16 protein-coding genes and 1 pseudogene are annotated in these 17,572 nt (G+C 45.5%); 5 read left to right on the forward strand and 12 right to left on the reverse strand.

Annotation, left to right across the window (positions count from 1 at the left end; all coding sequences use genetic code 11):
* Positions 1 to 273 precede the first annotated feature (273 nt).
* Positions 274 to 1,341 carry a uroporphyrinogen decarboxylase gene (gene hemE, locus ED652_RS11230; RefSeq protein ID WP_029223216.1) on the forward strand — a complete coding sequence of 356 codons (1,068 nt, stop codon included), beginning with the start codon at positions 274 to 276 and terminating at the stop codon, positions 1,339 to 1,341.
* Between the two features lie 108 nt (positions 1,342 to 1,449).
* On the opposite strand, the pseudogene ED652_RS11235 reads toward hemE, so the two are convergent.
* Positions 1,450 to 2,032, reverse strand: a pseudogene (locus tag ED652_RS11235) (uracil-DNA glycosylase family protein).
* Positions 2,032 to 2,958: a D-2-hydroxyacid dehydrogenase gene (locus tag ED652_RS11240; protein WP_122054788.1), complete on the reverse strand. Its 927-nt coding sequence runs from the start codon at positions 2,956 to 2,958 to the stop codon at positions 2,032 to 2,034. The pseudogene ED652_RS11235 and the gene ED652_RS11240 overlap by 1 nt, the downstream one beginning before the upstream one ends.
* A 71-nt stretch (positions 2,959 to 3,029) precedes the next feature.
* Between ED652_RS11240 and ED652_RS11245 the strand changes: the two genes are divergently transcribed.
* Positions 3,030 to 3,617, forward strand: a complete 588-nt coding sequence (locus ED652_RS11245) for a YjaG family protein (RefSeq protein WP_029223215.1) — start codon at positions 3,030 to 3,032, stop codon at positions 3,615 to 3,617.
* 106 nt (positions 3,618 to 3,723) lie between these two features.
* On the opposite strand, the gene ED652_RS11250 is transcribed toward ED652_RS11245, so the two are convergent.
* Entirely contained in the window at positions 3,724 to 4,887 is a 1,164-nt protein-coding gene (locus tag ED652_RS11250) for a CNNM domain-containing protein (RefSeq protein ID WP_122054790.1), read from the reverse strand.
* Between the two features lie 270 nt (positions 4,888 to 5,157).
* Between ED652_RS11250 and hupA the strand changes: the two genes are divergently transcribed.
* Both hupA and ED652_RS11260 read left to right on the forward strand, forming a co-directional pair.
* A complete protein-coding gene (hupA, locus tag ED652_RS11255; protein WP_017108607.1) occupies positions 5,158 to 5,430 on the forward strand; it encodes a nucleoid-associated protein HU-alpha in 273 nt (90 codons plus the stop codon).
* 47 nt (positions 5,431 to 5,477) lie between these two features.
* Complete coding sequence (locus tag ED652_RS11260) at positions 5,478 to 6,176, forward strand: DUF1481 domain-containing protein (RefSeq protein WP_017108606.1); 699 nt, start codon at positions 5,478 to 5,480, stop codon at positions 6,174 to 6,176.
* 135 nt (positions 6,177 to 6,311) lie between these two features.
* On the opposite strand, the gene purD is transcribed toward ED652_RS11260, so the two are convergent.
* Positions 6,312 to 7,601 carry a phosphoribosylamine--glycine ligase gene (gene purD, locus ED652_RS11265; RefSeq protein ID WP_122054791.1) on the reverse strand — a complete coding sequence of 430 codons (1,290 nt, stop codon included), beginning with the start codon at positions 7,599 to 7,601 and terminating at the stop codon, positions 6,312 to 6,314.
* A gap of 282 nt (positions 7,602 to 7,883) precedes the next feature.
* Positions 7,884 to 9,476, reverse strand: a complete 1,593-nt coding sequence (purH, locus tag ED652_RS11270; RefSeq protein ID WP_065104159.1) for a bifunctional phosphoribosylaminoimidazolecarboxamide formyltransferase/IMP cyclohydrolase — start codon at positions 9,474 to 9,476, stop codon at positions 7,884 to 7,886.
* A 323-nt stretch (positions 9,477 to 9,799) separates the two neighbouring features.
* Here purH and zntR point away from each other — a divergent pair, with 323 nt between their 5' ends.
* Positions 9,800 to 10,231, forward strand: a complete 432-nt coding sequence (zntR, locus tag ED652_RS11275) for a Zn(2+)-responsive transcriptional regulator (RefSeq protein ID WP_029223214.1) — start codon at positions 9,800 to 9,802, stop codon at positions 10,229 to 10,231.
* A gap of 191 nt (positions 10,232 to 10,422) precedes the next feature.
* On the opposite strand, the gene fis is transcribed toward zntR, so the two are convergent.
* The 7 genes from fis to acs form a co-directional block, all read right to left on the reverse strand.
* The gene (gene fis / locus ED652_RS11280; RefSeq protein WP_004729744.1) at positions 10,423 to 10,719 is read right to left on the reverse strand and encodes a DNA-binding transcriptional regulator Fis; all 297 of its coding nucleotides are present in this window, start codon (positions 10,717 to 10,719) and stop codon (positions 10,423 to 10,425) included.
* 23 nt (positions 10,720 to 10,742) lie between these two features.
* Positions 10,743 to 11,711, reverse strand: a complete 969-nt coding sequence (gene dusB / locus ED652_RS11285) for a tRNA dihydrouridine synthase DusB (RefSeq protein ID WP_017104592.1) — start codon at positions 11,709 to 11,711, stop codon at positions 10,743 to 10,745.
* Between the two features lie 141 nt (positions 11,712 to 11,852).
* Entirely contained in the window at positions 11,853 to 12,740 is an 888-nt protein-coding gene (prmA, locus tag ED652_RS11290) for a 50S ribosomal protein L11 methyltransferase (protein WP_017108603.1), read from the reverse strand.
* Between the two features lie 206 nt (positions 12,741 to 12,946).
* Positions 12,947 to 14,290: an acetyl-CoA carboxylase biotin carboxylase subunit gene (gene accC / locus ED652_RS11295; RefSeq protein WP_122054793.1), complete on the reverse strand. Its 1,344-nt coding sequence runs from the start codon at positions 14,288 to 14,290 to the stop codon at positions 12,947 to 12,949.
* A 15-nt stretch (positions 14,291 to 14,305) separates the two neighbouring features.
* Positions 14,306 to 14,758, reverse strand: a complete 453-nt coding sequence (accB, locus tag ED652_RS11300) for an acetyl-CoA carboxylase biotin carboxyl carrier protein (RefSeq protein ID WP_004729736.1) — start codon at positions 14,756 to 14,758, stop codon at positions 14,306 to 14,308.
* A 74-nt stretch (positions 14,759 to 14,832) separates the two neighbouring features.
* On the reverse strand, positions 14,833 to 15,282 hold the full coding sequence (gene aroQ, locus ED652_RS11305) for a type II 3-dehydroquinate dehydratase (RefSeq protein WP_122054795.1): 450 nt from the start codon (positions 15,280 to 15,282) through the stop codon (positions 14,833 to 14,835).
* 322 nt (positions 15,283 to 15,604) lie between these two features.
* A complete protein-coding gene (gene acs / locus ED652_RS11310) occupies positions 15,605 to 17,554 on the reverse strand; it encodes an acetate--CoA ligase (protein ID WP_017108601.1) in 1,950 nt (649 codons plus the stop codon).
* Positions 17,555 to 17,572 lie beyond the last annotated feature (18 nt).

The raw sequence follows: 17,572 nt of genomic DNA on the forward strand, positions 1-17,572 counted from the left end.
GGGTGGTCAAAAGCTAAAAAAAACCCTCCACAAGTGGAGGGGGTAAGTAAGATGTCGTTATGAGATGCTGAGTAGTGACTACTCAGATGTTATAATTGTAATTTTCGCTAGCGAACAAATTTTTAACATGCGCCTGCAATTGGGTGCAAATTAAGCATTGATTTAAAAGTTAATAACTTGATCTAGGTTGCAAAGCACACAGCTTTTACCCCTCAATCAGTGTTAGAATACTTGCCATCAAAACTAGACAAGATTGAATTGGAATTGAACGGAATGACCGAATTAAAAAATGATCGCTATTTACGCGCACTTTTAAAGCAGCCTGTTGATTGCACTCCAGTATGGATGATGCGCCAAGCGGGTCGCTATCTTCCTGAATACAAAGCAACGCGTGCAGAAGCAGGCGACTTCATGTCTTTGTGCAAGAACGCGGAACTAGCATCAGAAGTAACACTTCAGCCTTTGCGTCGTTTCCCTCTTGATGCGGCAATCTTGTTCTCTGACATCCTAACTATCCCAGATGCGATGGGTTTAGGTTTGTACTTCGAAACAGGTGAAGGCCCTAAATTTGAGCGTCCGATTACTTGTAAAGCTGACGTAGAGAAAATTGGCCTACCTGATCCAGAAGGTGAGCTTCAATACGTAATGAACGCTGTTCGTCAGATCCGTAAAGATCTGAAAGGCGAAGTACCACTGATTGGTTTCTCTGGTAGCCCTTGGACATTGGCGACTTACATGGTTGAAGGCAGCAGCTCGAAGGCGTTTACTAAAATCAAGAAGATGATGTATGCAGAACCACAAACGCTGCACTTACTTCTCGATAAGCTTGCTGACACTGTTATTGAATACCTGAACGCGCAAATTAAAGCGGGTGCTCAATCGGTAATGGTATTCGACACATGGGGTGGTGTACTTACTCCGCGTGACTACAACCTGTTCTCACTGCAGTACATGCACAAAATTGTCGATGGCCTAATCCGTGAAAACGAAGGTCGCCGTGTACCGGTTACTCTGTTCACTAAGAACGGTGGCATGTGGCTAGAATCTATCGCAGCGACTGGCTGTGATGCAGTTGGCCTAGACTGGACAATCAATATTGCTGATGCAAAAGCACGTATTGGCGATAAAGTGGCTCTACAAGGCAACATGGACCCATCAGTACTTTATGCACAACCTGAGCGTATTCGTGAAGAAGTCGGCACTATCCTTGAAGGTTTTGGTGACGGCGGTACTGGCCACGTATTTAACCTTGGCCATGGTATTCACTTAGATGTGCCACCAGAAAATGCTGGTGTATTTGTGGACGCAGTTCACGACCTATCTAAGCCATACCACAAGTAATTCAGTATGTGTTTATAGAAAAAGCGCTGTCGAGAAATCGGCAGCGCTTTTTTATTATCTTTTTATCCGCACCCAATATCGGCTTAATCATCGTTGATGTGCAGCTAATTAGGTATTTGGATCATGGTAGGCCAAATGCTCTGATACGTGCTTCCTGATATAGGGAATGACTTCACTTTCGAACCATGGGTTCTTTTTGAGCCAGATGTTATTACGTGGTGACGGGTGGGGAAGTGGCAAAAATTCTGGAGCCCAAGCCTGCCAGTTACGCACCGTTTCAGTGAGTGTGCTGGTGGTTTTATCTTTTAGATAATAGTTTTGCGCATACTGACCAATCAGCAAGGTCATTTGAATGTTGGGCAGTGATTGCAGCACTTTTTGGTGCCATAACGCGGCGCACTCTTTTCGTGGTGGTAGATCGCCACTTTTGCCCTTTCCTGGATAGCAAAAACCCATCGGGACAATCGCGACTTTTTGCTCGTCATAAAACGTATCGCTATCCATCCCTAACCATTCTCTTAATCGCTCGCCACTGGCATCGTTCCAAGGGATAGATGATTCATGAACCTTGATGCCGGGCGCTTGCCCTATGATTAACAAGCGCGCGTTTGGGTGTGCCTGAATCACCGTGTGATAAATGAGGCTCACAAGCGGTGCATTGTCGTATCTCGGTGAGCAGTGACGAGAACATCAGTAGCCTTTATCAAAATTAATGGTGTGATTAAGTGTAAAACCATCTCGCCATTGTTGGTAATTATTGGCGAAGATCTCCACCACCTGTCTTGGCTCACTTAGAGCCGCAATGTGCGGTGTAATGGTTACTTGCGGTAATTTCCAAAACGGGTGTTCTTGCGTGAGGGGTTCGCATTCAAAGACATCCAAGAAAGCGTGTTCAACCCATTTATTCTTAATCGCAAGCAGTAACGCTTTATTGTCTACGCTTTCCCCGCGACCCACATTAAACAGCAATACGTTAGAGCAGTAGCTTAAGGTGGTTTGATTCAGTAGTTGGTAGGTCTCATCCGTTGATGGCAGTGTGTTCACCACAATATCCGCTTGTTTGAGGGCGGCTTCTAATTCATTAATGTGGAAAGTGTCTTTGAAGGTTTCTTGCTTTGATGGGATACCTGTCCGGTTGACCCCAATGGTATGGATACCAAATGCAGAAGCGGCTTTCGCCAAATGGCTGCCAATTGAACCGGTTCCCAAAATCACCATGGTTTTGTCGGTTAGGTTGGTATAAAGCTGTGGCTGCCAGTTTCGCTGTTGTTGTTGCTGGTGGTAATGAGTGAAGTGTCTAAAGTGGCTGATTGTGTAACCCAATACGTATTCGGCAATGGCAGGGCCGAAGATGCCTTTGACGTTGGTCAATGTGTAATCCTGACGCAAATTCGGCTGGGTTAATTTGTTGATCCCTGCATAGGTACTTTGCACCCAATCCAGATGCTTAAATTCATCAAGACGCTCTGCTATGAGGGGAGGAGAGGCCAAGACGATCTCCGCTAACTCTGGGTTTGTGGTGATTTCTAGGTCAGGTAAATCTCGGTTTACAATCAGTTGCGTGTAAGTATCGTCATGCTCGGTAAGAATATAGAGCTTATTCGTAAAATTGTTCATCGGCTTACCTTTTCCCCCCAGGGTTTATCAAGTACACTTTCGCTGTCTTTTTCTGCAATTATTGAGTGACTATGCTTCAGAATCCATTGCAGGTTCGTCTTGAAAAGTTAGAACCTTGGCAACAAATTACCTTTATGGCGTGTCTATGTGAGCGTATGTATCCTAACTATGCCATGTTTTGTGAGAATACAGAATTTGCGGAAGCTCGAATCTATCGTGATGTTTTGGATAGCATTTGGGAAATCCTAACGGTTAAAACGGCAAAGGTGAACTTTGAGCGTCAACTTGAGAAAGTAGAAGAGCTATTCCCTAGCGGTGATGATTTTGACTTTTATGGTGTTTATCCAGCAATGGACGCATGCCAAGGCTTAGCAACGTTAATACATGGTCTGCTTGATCGTGAACACATGCTTGAATCGGTAATTAAAGTGAGCCAACAGTCGGTTAAGACGGTTGCAGAACTTGAATTCGCTCAAGGTGCTGAAGAAGTCACGAACGAAAACCAGAAAGAAAATGAAGCGGTATGTGAAGAATGGGACGTTCAATGGGCGATCTTCCGACCACTTCGTGAAACGACAGAGCGCGACCTTGAACTGATTAAAGATCTGCGTCATGAACTGCGTGAAGACCCAGTGAGCAATATTGGTGTCGCGTTATAACGGATGTTGAGTTGTAGCGAATAGAATGAAAAAACAAAGGCTCCCTAGGGAGCCTTTGTTGTATCTGACGCTATCAAGTTTCGATTAAGCGTCTTTTTCTTAGCTGTTAGTTCTGAGCTTTGTCTTTTGAGGCATTATCTTTTGATGCGTCGTCATCATCCGCTGATTTTGAATCTGAGGCATCGTTGTCGGCTGGAGTTTCTTTCTCTAGCTCGTCCTCTTCATCACGGTTTTCGATAACGCCATGTGTCTCTTTCCATTTTTCCCAACGCTGAAACGCAAGTTCTTGCATGTCTGTGGTCTTGTCCGCTTCATCAACGATCTCTTCGCCAACTAAATGCTCAAAGATGTCTTCTAGGGTTATGATGCCCTGAATGGTGCCGTATTCATCAACAACCAAAGACAATTGCAGGCGATTTGCCATCATTTGGTCAAAGGCTTTAGCTAGACCCATGTTGTTCAATAACACGTGGATAGGGCGCATGACTTCGCCTAACGCTTTTTCGCCGCAACCCGCTTGTTGCAATCTAAACAGCTCCAGACGGTGAACAAAACCAATGATATTGTCACTCTGTTCGCTGTAGACCAAAGGACGTGAGAACGGCGTGTCTTTATGTTTTTCAAGGAACACATTGACGCTCATCTCTGCATCTACACGGAATACAACCGGTCGAGGTGTCATGACTTGGGTAACAGGCACATCTTGAATGCCTAATAGGTTGCTGAGGATTTTTGATTCGCCTTCTGCGAACTCGCCACTCTCTTTTGCCAAAATAGCCATCGCTGATAGTTCGTCACGCATCTTAGGTGCTTGGTGACCACGAGCTAGACGTTTAGTAATTTGCTCTGAGAACCAAACAAACGGAGTTAGGAAGAACACCATCCAACGCAGTACCGTTGACGATGCTGGAGCAAGTTGACGCCAGTAGGTCGCACCAATCGTTTTTGGAACAATCTCAGACAACACCAGAATGCCCAGAGTGAGCACGGCAGAGAAAACACCTAGCCATTGGCTACCAAAAACAACAGCGGCTTGTGCACCTGCGGTTGCCGCACCAATAGTATGTGCGATGGTGTTGAGCGTTAAAATTGACGCGAGCGGGCGATCAATATCTGTTTTCAGTTTGTCTAAAGACGCGGCTGCAGGGTTCCCATTTTGTTTTAGTTGAGCGATGTAGCTCGGACTAATACTCAAAAGTACAGCTTCCAAAACAGAACAAATGAAAGAAACTCCAATAGCAATGGAGACGTAAATAGTTAGCAGCAGCATGTTTGCCCTTAAATTAAATTGTACGCTTTGTCAGCGATTCAAGGTGGATTATAGAGAATAAGTAGTGGCTAGGTCATCATTAATTTCACTCTCAGCCCCTTTTAAACAAGGGCTTACTCAATAAAATCAGTAACAAATTGTGAGTTATTACTCATATTATGGCTAAAACTACGGCATTAGAGCTAAAGATCGACGACAAACCTTTGCCAGATAGGGCATTTATGTTTTAGAGTTAATTGAATTCGAAAATACTAAGAAGGGAAACCTAAAATGAACAAGACTCAATTAATCGACTTTATTGCTGAAAAAGCGGACCTTTCGAAAGCACAAGCTAAAGCGGCTCTAGAAGCAACTCTTGGCGGCGTGACTGAGACTCTTAAAGATGGCGATCAAGTACAGCTAATTGGTTTTGGTACTTTTAAAGTAAACCACCGTGCAGCTCGCACTGGTCGTAACCCAAAAACTGGTGATGAGATCCAAATCGCTGCTGCAAATGTTCCAGCATTTGTTGCAGGTAAAGCGCTGAAAGATTCAGTAAAATAATCTAAACTGTACCGAGGTAGTTTTACTCTCACCTCGGTACAGGTTTTATGAAAAAAGCATTTCTTCTCGTTTCACTCTTATCTACATTTCTTCTCGGCTGTTCTTCAACAAGCCCCGGCAAAAACCTAGAGCAATTTGAAACCTATACCGGCGGCCAAGTCATGGGCGACGCGACAAGTTTCTTCTGGGTAACCAACAAGCTAACACAACCACACACTTCTGCTGATTACGTCACAATGGGTGACTATGGCTGGTACAAAACCGATTATGCTTGGTCCGGTGGTGTGCTGCGTGAATTTATTCGTGAAGGCGAGCTACGTGACGATTCACAAGCGTTAGCACCTTATCGTGTTCATGTGCGCTTTAATCAGTCTGGCGAGGCTGTGTATCAACAATACCGAATCGGTAGCAAAATCTTGCCACTTCAATCAGAGCAGCTGGATAACTACCAAAAGCAGGCGATTTCGGTTCTCGATATTACAGAGAAGCAAAATGATGAAGGATTAGAACTTCTTCAGGGCTACTGGAATGGTGAGATTTTTGAGACGTGTTCTGGCGATCAATTCGAGTATTTTGAGTTTAACAAGACCTTACCAAGAATCGTTGTCAATCGTCTTGCTTCAGTAGAGAGTTATGGTGCTCTTGTGGGTAAAGTGTCGTCACGTAAAGTGTCGGTTGCTGAGCTGCTAGTATTAGCCGATGAGAACCATCAATGTATTCAAAGGCCATCACTTCTCAGTGAGTAGAGAGCTTTTGACCTACAATAGGCCAAACGCTTGGTAAGCGAACATAATGCATTTTAAATATTAAAAAAGGCGCCCTAGGCGCCTTTTTTGATTCAACTAACTGCAATGAGTTAGAGATAGATTGTTCGAGAGAGATTACTGCTCTTGCTCGCGCGCAATCGCACGGTAACCAATGTCATTGCGGTGGAACATACCATTCCAGCTAACTTGCTTAGTTAACGCGTAAGCGCGCTCCTGAGCTTCAGAAACCGTGTTGCCCAGTGCAGTTGCACATAGCACGCGGCCGCCGTTTGTCACAACGTCGCCAGCTTGGTTATTTGTGGTACCTGCATGGAAAACCTTTTGGCCTTCAACTTCGCTTGTCGGCAGTGAAATAACGTCACCTTTTGCGTAATCAGCAGGGTAACCGCCAGCCGCAAGAACAACACCGATAGAAGCGCGTGGATCCCACTTAGATTCTGCTTCGTCGAGTTTCTCGTCGATAGCCATTAGGCAAAGCTCAACAAGGTCTGATTCCATACGCATCATGATAGGTTGCGTTTCTGGATCGCCGAAGCGGCAGTTGTATTCGATAACTTTAGGTGTGCCGTCAGCATCGATCATTAGGCCAGCGTAAAGGAAACCAGTGTAAGGTGCGCCTTCTGCGTCCATACCACGTACCGTTGGGTAGATAACTTCTTCAAGAATACGGTTATGGATTTCTGGAGTCACGACTGGAGCTGGGGAGTAAGCACCCATGCCGCCAGTATTAGGGCCTGTGTCTTTGTCGCCAACACGTTTGTGGTCTTGGCTGGTGGCCATAGGCAGTACGCTAGAACCGTCAACCATAACGATGAAGCTTGCTTCTTCGCCTTCAAGGAACTCTTCGATAACCACGCGGCTGCCTGCTTCGCCAAATGCGTTGCCTGCTAGCATGTCTTTGATTGCGTCTTCTGCTTCTTCAAGGGTCATCGCAACGATAACGCCTTTGCCAGCCGCAAGACCGTCAGCTTTTACTACGATTGGAGCACCTTGCTCGCGAACGTAAGCGATAGCTGGCTCAATCTCAGTGAAGTTTGAGTAGTAACCTGTTGGGATCTCATGACGAGCTAGGAAGTCTTTGGTGAATGCTTTAGAGCCTTCAAGCTGTGCTGCCGCTTGAGTTGGGCCAAAGATTGGTAGGCCAACTTCGCGGAATGCGTCAACCACACCAATAACCAATGGTGCTTCAGGGCCAACGATAGTCAGTTCGATTTTTTTCTCTTGAGCAAACGCCACTAAACCTGCGATGTCTTCAACACCGATGTTTACGTTCTCAAGTTTAGGCTCAAGCGCAGTGCCTGCGTTACCTGGAGCGATGAATACTGTTTCAACGTTTGGGTTTTGTGCCGCTTTCCAACCAAGTGCATGCTCACGACCGCCGGCACCGATAATCAATACATTCATGTTTTAAAATCCTTATAGCTGCTTCAGAGCCTTTATTTCTGTGTCAAACATGCTCACTTATGGTCATAAGCTCCGCGTGTTTTCCTTGAACTAAAGTCACTGACTTGCTCTACGTATTTCAAATATCGGAATATTTAAAAAACAAAATTATAAGTTTTGCTCAAAGTAGTTGGTGATGTGGCTAGGCAGCAATTGAGCCCATCCCCGGGAGCATAGCTCGCTATGTGACCGGGGTGGGCGAAAGCAGCTAACGACGCCACAGTGCCAAATACGAAGAGGAAATTAGTGGCGGAAGTGACGCATGCCTGTGAATATCATCGCCATGCCGTGTTCGTCTGCTGCTGCGATAACTTCGTCATCACGCATAGAGCCGCCCGGTTGGATAACACACTTGATGCCCGCTTCTGCTGCCGCGTCGATACCGTCACGGAATGGGAAGAATGCATCTGATGCCATCACACAACCTTCAACCTGTAGACCTTCGTCTGCCGCTTTGATGCCTGCGATTTTCGCAGAGTAAACGCGGCTCATTTGGCCAGCGCCCACACCAACCGTCATGTCACCTTTCGAGTAAACAATCGCGTTAGACTTAACGTACTTCGCTACTTTCCAGCAGAATAGAGCATCTTTCAGCTCTTCAGCCGTTGGTTGACGCTTAGAAACTACTTTTAGGTCGTCTTCAGAAACCATGCCTTGGTCGCGGTCTTGAACTAGCAAACCACCGTTAACGCGTTTCACGTCAAAACCAGTTGTCTTAGTTGTCCATTCACCACACTCAAGCAGGCGAAGGTTTTTCTTAGCCGCTACGATTGCTACTGCTTCAGCAGAAACTGATGGTGCAATGATAACTTCAACGAATTGACGCTCAGTGATAGCCGTTGCTGTTGCAGCGTCTAGTTCACGGTTGAATGCGATGATGCCGCCAAATGCAGACGTTGGGTCTGTTTTGAATGCGCGGTCGTAAGCTTCTAGGATGTCTTCACCTAGTGCAACACCACATGGGTTAGCGTGCTTAACAATTACACATGCTGGCTGGTCGAACTCTTTCACACATTCAAGCGCTGCGTCAGTGTCAGCGATGTTGTTGTAAGAAAGCGCTTTTCCTTGGATTTGGCGAGCCGTAGAAACTGATGCTTCTTCAGGGTTTGCTTCAACGTAGAAAGCTGCTGCTTGGTGGCTGTTTTCACCGTAGCGCATGTCTTGCTTCTTCTCGAACTGTTGGTTGAACGTGCGAGGGAATTTAGACTCTTCGTCGCCTTCTTTGTTCTCACCGTAAGATGGAACCATAGTGCCGAAGTAGTTTGCGATCATACCGTCGTAAGAAGCCGTGTGTTCGAATGCTGCGATAGCGAGGTCGAAGCGAGTCTCTAGTGTTAGAGATTTCTCGTTCGCGTCCATTTCAGCCACAACACGCTCGTAGTCGTGTGCGTTTACAACGATCGTTACGTCTTTGTGGTTTTTAGCCGCAGAGCGAACCATGGTTGGGCCACCGATGTCGATGTTCTCAACAGCGTCAGCAAGGGTACAACCTTCTTTAGCAACGGTTTCTGCGAATGGGTATAGGTTTACAACAACCATATCGATAGGGTTGATACCGTGAGTTTCCATCACGTCATCATCTTGGCCACGACGGCCTAGAACACCACCATGAACTTTCGGGTGCAGAGTCTTAACACGGCCATCCATCATTTCTGGGAAGCCAGTGTAGTCAGATACTTCTGTTACAGAGATGCCTTTTTCAGCAAGCAGGCGAGCAGTGCCACCAGTAGATAAGATATCTACACCACGGTTAGCAAGAGCTTGTGCAAATTCAACGATACCAGTTTTGTCTGATACGCTGATGAGAGCGCGGCGAATTGGACGAGCGTTATTCATGCTTCCATTTCCTCAAATTCATGGGGTTAAAATAAAGATATTTGCCAAAAAAGAACTTGTTTCTATCTTCTCAGCGTGGAGTATCTTAGATACCAGTAAGAGATAAAATATTGGCCAGTTTTGGTAAAGACCTTTTGGGTGTTCTTATAATCAAGCTATAAGATAACCAACTCCAAATTTGATGGCGCAGATTCTAACTAATTTATTACAAAAAAGCTCGCGCAATCGTTTGGCATCTCAAAATTAATTATGAAAAGTGCCATTTTAGCCTGAAAAGTAACAACAAGGTTAATAGTGGAATGGATGAAAGAATAGGAAAAAACATGTTTCAGATTGGCGAATTGGCGAAAAGATGCGGTGTGACAGCCGATACCTTGCGTTTTTATGAGAAGAATAACCTGATTGCACCAGCCAGTCGCAGCGAGTCGGGTTATCGTCTGTATGATGAAAATAACCAAAAGCAGGTGACGTTTATTCTCAAATCTAAAGAGTTAGGGTTGAGTTTAGATGAAATCAAAGAATTGTTAGAGATTCGTCTTGAAGCGACTCAACACAGTTGCGCTGAAGTGAAGTCGATCACCTCTTCTAAATTAGAGATGATTGATGAAAAGATAACGGAGCTTACTAAAATTCGAACGGCACTCAAGAAAATCAACGATGCCTGCTGTGGCCACATAGATGACGATGCGAGCCATTGTTCGATTCTGGCTGCCTTGGACTCAGCAAACCTTGAGAAGGGGCGTTGTTGTAGCTAACCAAGCCGATAGCAGCTGATTTGCATTCGTTAGGTATGTTGCCTTGCTGTCTTACCGCCTTATTACTTATTGCCTTACAACCTTGTTACTCAGCGAGGCAGTCTTGTTCAGCGACATAATCAATAGGCCAAAAAAAAGCCAAACTCAATAAATGAGCTTGGCTTTCAATTCAATTAATTACGAAAGAACGATTAGTTCATGCCGTATTTTTTAAGTTTCTTGCGAAGAGTACCGCGGTTAATACCCATCATGGTTGCTGCGCGAGTTTGGTTACCGCGAGTGTACTGCATGATAGTGTCTAGTAGTGGCTGTTCAACTTCAGCTAATACTAATTCGTATAACTCGCTGACTTCTTGACCGTTTAATTGAGCAAGGTAATTTTTCAATGATGCTTTAACTGAGTCACGTAGAGGCTTCTGCGTGATTTGGTCTTGTGATGTAACTGTAGTTACTGTCAATGCTTCTGAAGTCAGATTTTGTTCGAACATATTCGGTCTAGCTCTTCTCGTAATTATGGTGCAACGTTATCAAAAAAACCTTCTAGCGCTTCAAGCTGCAGATCACCTGCTTCGAATGCGTTGAAGGTACGGCGAAACTCACTCGCTTGTTCATGTTCTTTTAGGTACCAACCCACATGCTTACGAGCAATACGGGGGCCTAAAAACTCGCCATAAAATTCATGTAGAGCGTTAACATGGCCAAGCATGATGTCTTTCACTTCCGAAGTTGGGAGCGGGTCCATCGTGGTGCCGTTTTCCAAATAGTGTAGGATTTCGTTAAAAATCCAAGGGCGTCCTTGGGCAGGTCGACCTATCATTAAAGCATCAGCGCCAGTGTACTCCAGCACAAACTTAGCTTTTTCAGGGCTATCGATATCACCGTTAGCGATAACCGGAATAGATACTGCTTGTTTTGCTGCTTTAATGTGTTTGTATTCTGCCTCACCTTTGTACATACAAGCGCGAGTTCTCCCGTGAAGGGCAAGAGCTTGTATGCCGCAGTCTTCGGCTATTTTAGCGATTTGGACACAGTTTCTATTGTCTGTATCCCAGCCTGTGCGCGTTTTCAACGTTACTGGAACGTCGACAGCATTTACCACAGCCTTCAGAATGTCTTCAATGAGTTCTGGATGCTGAAGTAGGGCTGAGCCCGCAAGCTTCTTATTCACTTTTTTTGCTGGACAACCCATATTGATATCGATGATTTGCGCACCGTTAGCAACATTGAATTGAGCAGCCTCGGCCATAAGCTGTGGATCTGCACCAGCGATTTGTACTGAACGAATGCCCGATTCGCCTTCATGTACCATACGCTGCTGAGACTTTGACGTTTTCCAAACTTTCGGATTGGAGGACATCATTTCACTGACTGCCATCCCCGCACCGTAACGAAGACACAACTCACGGAATGGTCTATCCGTTACGCCAGCCATAGGAGCGACGATTAGATTGTTCTTAAGTTGATAGTTTCCGATTTTCAAAAAATGTCATCACAGTTCTGTACCAGCAAGGGCGCGCATTTTACGCATTTTTTCGCTGCGTGAAAAGACTAATATTTGAGCATTTACAATTTGTTTTTGTGATTTGCTTAAAATTCAGTCAATTAGCGCCCAAAGTCTTGTCTAGCCTTGCTTGCGACCAGAGATTCGACACCATTCTTGTTGTTCAATGATTGGATCAATGTGAAGCTCATCACGATAATAAGTCGCAACATCTTCTGCTTGTGTATCCAAAACACCCGACATCGCAAGCACGCCAGTTGGCTTAATTAGGCCTTTGATGATGCCTGAAAGGTCGCGTAATGGACCTGCAAGAATGTTAGCAACGACAACGTCAGCAATCAGACCTTCAGGTTGATCTTGAGGTAGGAACACCTCTAGCTGCTCAGCAACACCATTGCGTTGTGCGTTGTCTTTTGAAGCAAGCAGAGCTTGAGGATCAATGTCGATCCCGATAACTTTTGCAGCGCCCAGTTTGATCGCAGCGATCGCAAGAATGCCTGAACCACAACCGAAGTCGATCACGGTCTTGCCTGTCAGGTCTAAGCCTTCCAGCCATTCAAGACACAATGCTGTTGTTGGGTGAGTACCGGTACCAAATGCAAGACCAGGGTCTAGCATGACGTTCACAGCGTCAGGTTCTGGGATATCACGCCAGCTAGGGCAGATCCAAAGACGCTCACCAAACTTCATTGGGTGGAAGTTGTCCATCCATTCACGTTCCCAATCCTTGTCTTCAATTTGCTCTACTTTATGAGCAAAGTCTGCAGGGAACATGTTGCTTGCTTTAATCTGCGCTAGAACGACACCAGTATCAGTCTCAGCGTCGTAAAGCGCTAGAATGTCAGTATCACCCCAAAGGCGAGTTTCACCCGGCAGAGGCTCAAATACAGGGGTATCTTGTGCATCCAGGAAAGTTACAGAAAGAGCACCAGTCTCTTCCATTAACATGTCGCCGATTTGTTCGGCATTTTCATTGGTCGCATTAAGCTTGATTTGAATCCAAGGCATGGCTGCATCTTCTATATGAGAAAAATTGGATGGGGAGTCTAGCAGAAAATATGAGCAAATTCACCAAAACACCGCGGATTATAAGAGGGATTAGCGATTGATTTTTGCGAGTGTTTAAAAACAAAAATGCCCACCGAAGTGAGCATTTAGTACTGTTCTACAGAGAACATATTATGGAAGACCTGCTTCTGTTGCAGACCAAGCTTCTATTGCAGACCAAGCTTCTTCTCAAGGTAGTGGATGTTTGCACCACCGTGTTGGAAGTTTTCGTCGTTCATAATCGCTAATTGCAGCTCAGTATTGACGTTGATACCTTCAACAATCATTTCTGCTAGTGCGTTCTTCATACGTGCAATCGCTACGTCACGGTTCTCACCGTAAGTGATCAGCTTGCCGATCATTGAATCGTAATGCGGTGGCACTGTGTAGCCAGTGTAGATATGAGATTCCCAACGAACACCCATGCCGCCTGGTGCGTGGAAACGTTCAATCTTACCTGGTGAAGGTAGGAAACGAACTGGATCTTCAGCATTGATACGACATTCGATTGAGTGGCCGCGCAGCTTAATATCATCCTGTGTGAATGATAGAGGCTGACCAGCAGCAATGCGAAGTTGCTCTTTCACTAGATCGATACCCGTTACCATTTCAGTAATCGTGTGCTCAACCTGAATACGAGTGTTCATTTCGATGAAGTAGAACTCACCGTTCTCGTATAGGAATTCAAATGTACCTGCGCCGCGGTAACCAATCTCAAGACATGCACGAGTACAACGGTCGCCGATGTATTTACGCATTTCTTCAGTGATACCAGGTGCTGGAGCTTCTTCCACAACTTTCTGGTGACGACGCTGCATTGAACAGTCACGCTCACCTAGGTGGATAGCATTACCTTGGCCATCTGCAAGCACTTGTACTTCAATGTGACGTGGGTTTTCTAGGAATTTTTCCATGTAAACCATGTCGTTATTGAAACATGCTTTTGCTTCAGCACGCGTCATCGCGATAGCTTCTGTTAGTTCTTTTTCAGTACGAACAACACGCATACCACGACCGCCGCCGCCGCCAGACGCCTTGATGATTACAGGGAAGCCAATACGCTTAGCGTGCGCTTTGTTTTTCGCTTCGTCGTCGTCAAGAGGGCCGTCAGAACCTGGTACACAAGGTACACCCGCTTTTTTCATTGACGTGATAGCTGACACTTTGTCACCCATCATGCGAATGGTTTCAGCTTTAGGGCCAACGAAGATAAAACCACTGCGCTCTACCTGTTCTGCAAAGTCTGCATTTTCAGATAGGAAGCCGTAGCCTGGGTGAATAGCGACTGCACCTGTAACTTCAGCTGCGCTGATGATACGAGGGATGTTCAGGTAGCTATCGATACCGCGAGCTGGACCAATACAAATGGTTTCGTCAGCAAGAAGTACGTGCTTAAGATCACGGTCAGCGGTTGAGTGAACCGCTACCGTTTTGATGCCAAGCTCTTTACATGCTCGCAGAATACGCAGTGCAATTTCACCACGGTTCGCGATTACTAATTTATCTAACATAATAAGTGCTCTCTATTATTCGATAATTACTAGAGCTTGGTCGAATTCTACTGGTTGACCGTCTTCAACTAGGATTGCTGTTACAACACCAGACTTATCAGCTTCGATTTGGTTCATCATTTTCATTGCTTCAACGATACATAGAGTTTCGCCAGCAGTTACAGATTGACCAACTTTAACGAATGGTTTTGCATCTGGGCTTGGAGCGCCGTAGAAAGTACCAACCATTGGAGAAAGAACTTGGTGACCAGCTGGAACTGCAGGAGCTGCTGCTTCTGCTGCTACAGGTGCCGCCGCAGGTGCTGCTGCCGCTACAGGAGCTGGAGCCGCTGCATATTGAATAGGCGCTGCAGATACAGGGCTGTTACGACTGATTCGTACTGACTCTTCACCTTCAGAGATTTCTAGCTCAGAAATACCAGACTCTTCAACCAATTCGATTAGCTTTTTGATTTTGCGAATATCCATTGTTTCTTTCTCTTTATCTGTTGATTGAACTTACTCTTTGACTGAGTAGGTTAGTAATAGTTCGTTGTTTTTATTTACTTTGCGTTGAGCTTGTTGAGCGCAGCCGTCAAAGCAAATTGATAACCTTGGGCACCTAAGCCACAAATCACACCTTCTGCTTTATCAGATAGGTAAGAGTGGTGGCGGAATGGTTCACGTGCGTGAACATTCGATAGATGAACCTCAATAAATGGGATAGCAACACCAAGTAGTGCATCACGCAACGCCACACTGGTATGTGTAAAGGCCGCTGGGTTGATAATAATAAAATCAACATTTTGATAAGCACTATGGATAGCTTCAATCAGTTCATACTCACGATTTGACTGGAAGTGAGACAGCTCAACATCTTGTGTTTTCGCTTGCTCGGTCAAAGAGCTAATAATCTGGTCAAGTGTTTGAGAACCGTAGTGTGCAGGCTCTCTAAGGCCTAACAGGTTAAGGTTTGGGCCATTTAAAACTAGAATGCGAAACTTTGTAGACATTGTGGGGCTATCTTCCTTTATCGTGTTTACGAATGTGAATGTTGCCATTTTATTGAAAATTTGGGGTTAATTTCCAGTAAGAAAAACCCAAATTTAAAAATTAGAACCAGATTATAGCTAATTCAGCGCAAATCGCAGCAATTTACTGGTCTAATCTCCTATAAGTACGGCATGGAATTGTTATCAACTTAACAAAAAACCGCGATTGCCTTAATTTTATCGAAGATATTTGAGATCAAGATCAGCCATAAAAAAACCGCCACATAGGTGACGGTTTATTAATGGCTGTTTTAAACAGTGATAAGCTAATGTAACGGGTTGCTTATGCCAATTCTGCTTTCTCTGCAATCAGCTTATCGACCACGCTTGGGTCTGCCAGTGTCGACGTATCGCCTAGGTTGCCAGTATCGCCAGTGGCAATCTTACGCAGGATACGACGCATGATTTTACCTGAACGAGTTTTTGGCAGAGAGTCTGTCCAATGTAGAACGTCTGGTGTTGCGATTGGGCCAATCTCTTTACGTACCCAGTCTTTCACTTCTTTATGAAGCTCTGCGGTTGGGAACTCACCATCATTAAGCGTGATATAAGCGTAAATTGCTTGGCCTTTAATATCATGAGGAATACCGACAATCGCTGCTTCTGCAATCTTATCGAACGCCACTAGCGCCGATTCAATTTCAGCGGTACCCATACGGTGACCTGATACGTTAAGCACGTCATCGACACGGCCCGTAATCCAGTAGTAACCGTCTTCATCACGACGAGCACCATCACTGGTAAAGTACATACCTTTAAAGGTAGAGAAGTAAGTTTGTTCGAAACGGTCATGATCACCATGAACGGTACGCATCTGGCCTGGCCAAGAGTCAAGAATCACAAGGTTGCCGTCTGTTGCACCCTCAATGATGTTGCCCATGTTGTCGACAAGCGCGGGTTGCACACCGAAGAATGGACGAGTCGCTGAACCCGGTTTTAGGTCTGTTGCGCCCGGTAGTGGAGCGATTAAGATGCCGCCCGTTTCTGTTTGCCACCATGTATCGACAATTGGAGACTGCTCGTTACCAATTGTTTTGTAGTACCACTCCCACGCTTCTGGGTTGATAGGTTCACCTACCGATCCCATGACTCTTAGGCTGTCACGAGAAGTCCCTTCAACCGCTTCATTACCCTTCGCCATTAGGGCGCGAATCGCCGTTGGCGCAGTATAAAGAATATTAACTTGATGCTTATCAACTACTTCACTCATGCGGCTTGTGTTCGGGTAATTCGGCACGCCTTCAAACAGGATGGTTTTCGCACCATTGGCAAGCGGTCCGTAAACAAGGTAAGTGTGACCGGTAATCCAACCCACATCCGCAGTACACCAGAAAGTTTCGCCTTCTTGATAATCGAATACGTATTTGAATGTCATGGCTGCATAAACTAGGTAGCCACCTGTGGTGTGCATCACACCCTTAGGTTTGCCTGTTGAGCCTGATGTATAAAGAATGAATAGTGGATCTTCCGCATTCATCTCTTCTGGTGGACAATCCGCCGATACGTTTGCGATAGCATCATGCCACCACACATCACGGTGTTCGTGCCAAGCAACATCGCCGCCAGTACGTTTGAATACCACAACCTTTTCGATGTTCTTCACTTCAGGGTTAGTCAGTGCTTCATCGACATTCTTCTTCAGTGGAACAGCGCGGCCGCCACGCACGCCTTCATCGGCAGTGATAACGACTTTAGAATTTGAATCGATAATACGACCAGATAGTGCTTCTGGGGAGAAACCGCCAAATACCACTGTGTGAACTGCGCCGATACGGGTACATGCCAGCATCGCAACCGCAGCTTCTGGAACCATTGGCATGTATAAACAAACCACATCGCCTTTACGTACGCCTTGCTCTTTCAGAGCATTAGAAAACAGGCACACTTCTTTGTGCAGTTCGTTAAAGGTTAGGGTTTTATCATCAGCAGGGTCATCGCCTTCCCAGATGATAGCGACTTCATCACCGCGCTCAGCAAGGTGGCGGTCGATACAGTTAGCCGAAACGTTAAGCGTACCATCTTCAAACCAGCGAATATCAATGTGGCCTGGGTCGAAAGAAGTATTTTTTACCTGTGTGAAAGGTTTAATCCAATCAACGATTTTTCCGTGTTCACCCCAAAAGCCTTCAGGGTCAGAAACAGATTGCTGGTACATGGCTAGGTAAGTGTCATTATCCGCGTGTGTGGTTGATTTAATATTTTCTTTTACCGGATAAACGTGGGCTTCACTCATTGCATCTCTCCTTGTGCC

The sequence above is a fragment of the Vibrio sp. Evd11 genome (assembly GCF_900382755.1).
Taxonomy (GTDB): Bacteria; Pseudomonadota; Gammaproteobacteria; order Enterobacterales; family Vibrionaceae; genus Vibrio; species Vibrio lentus.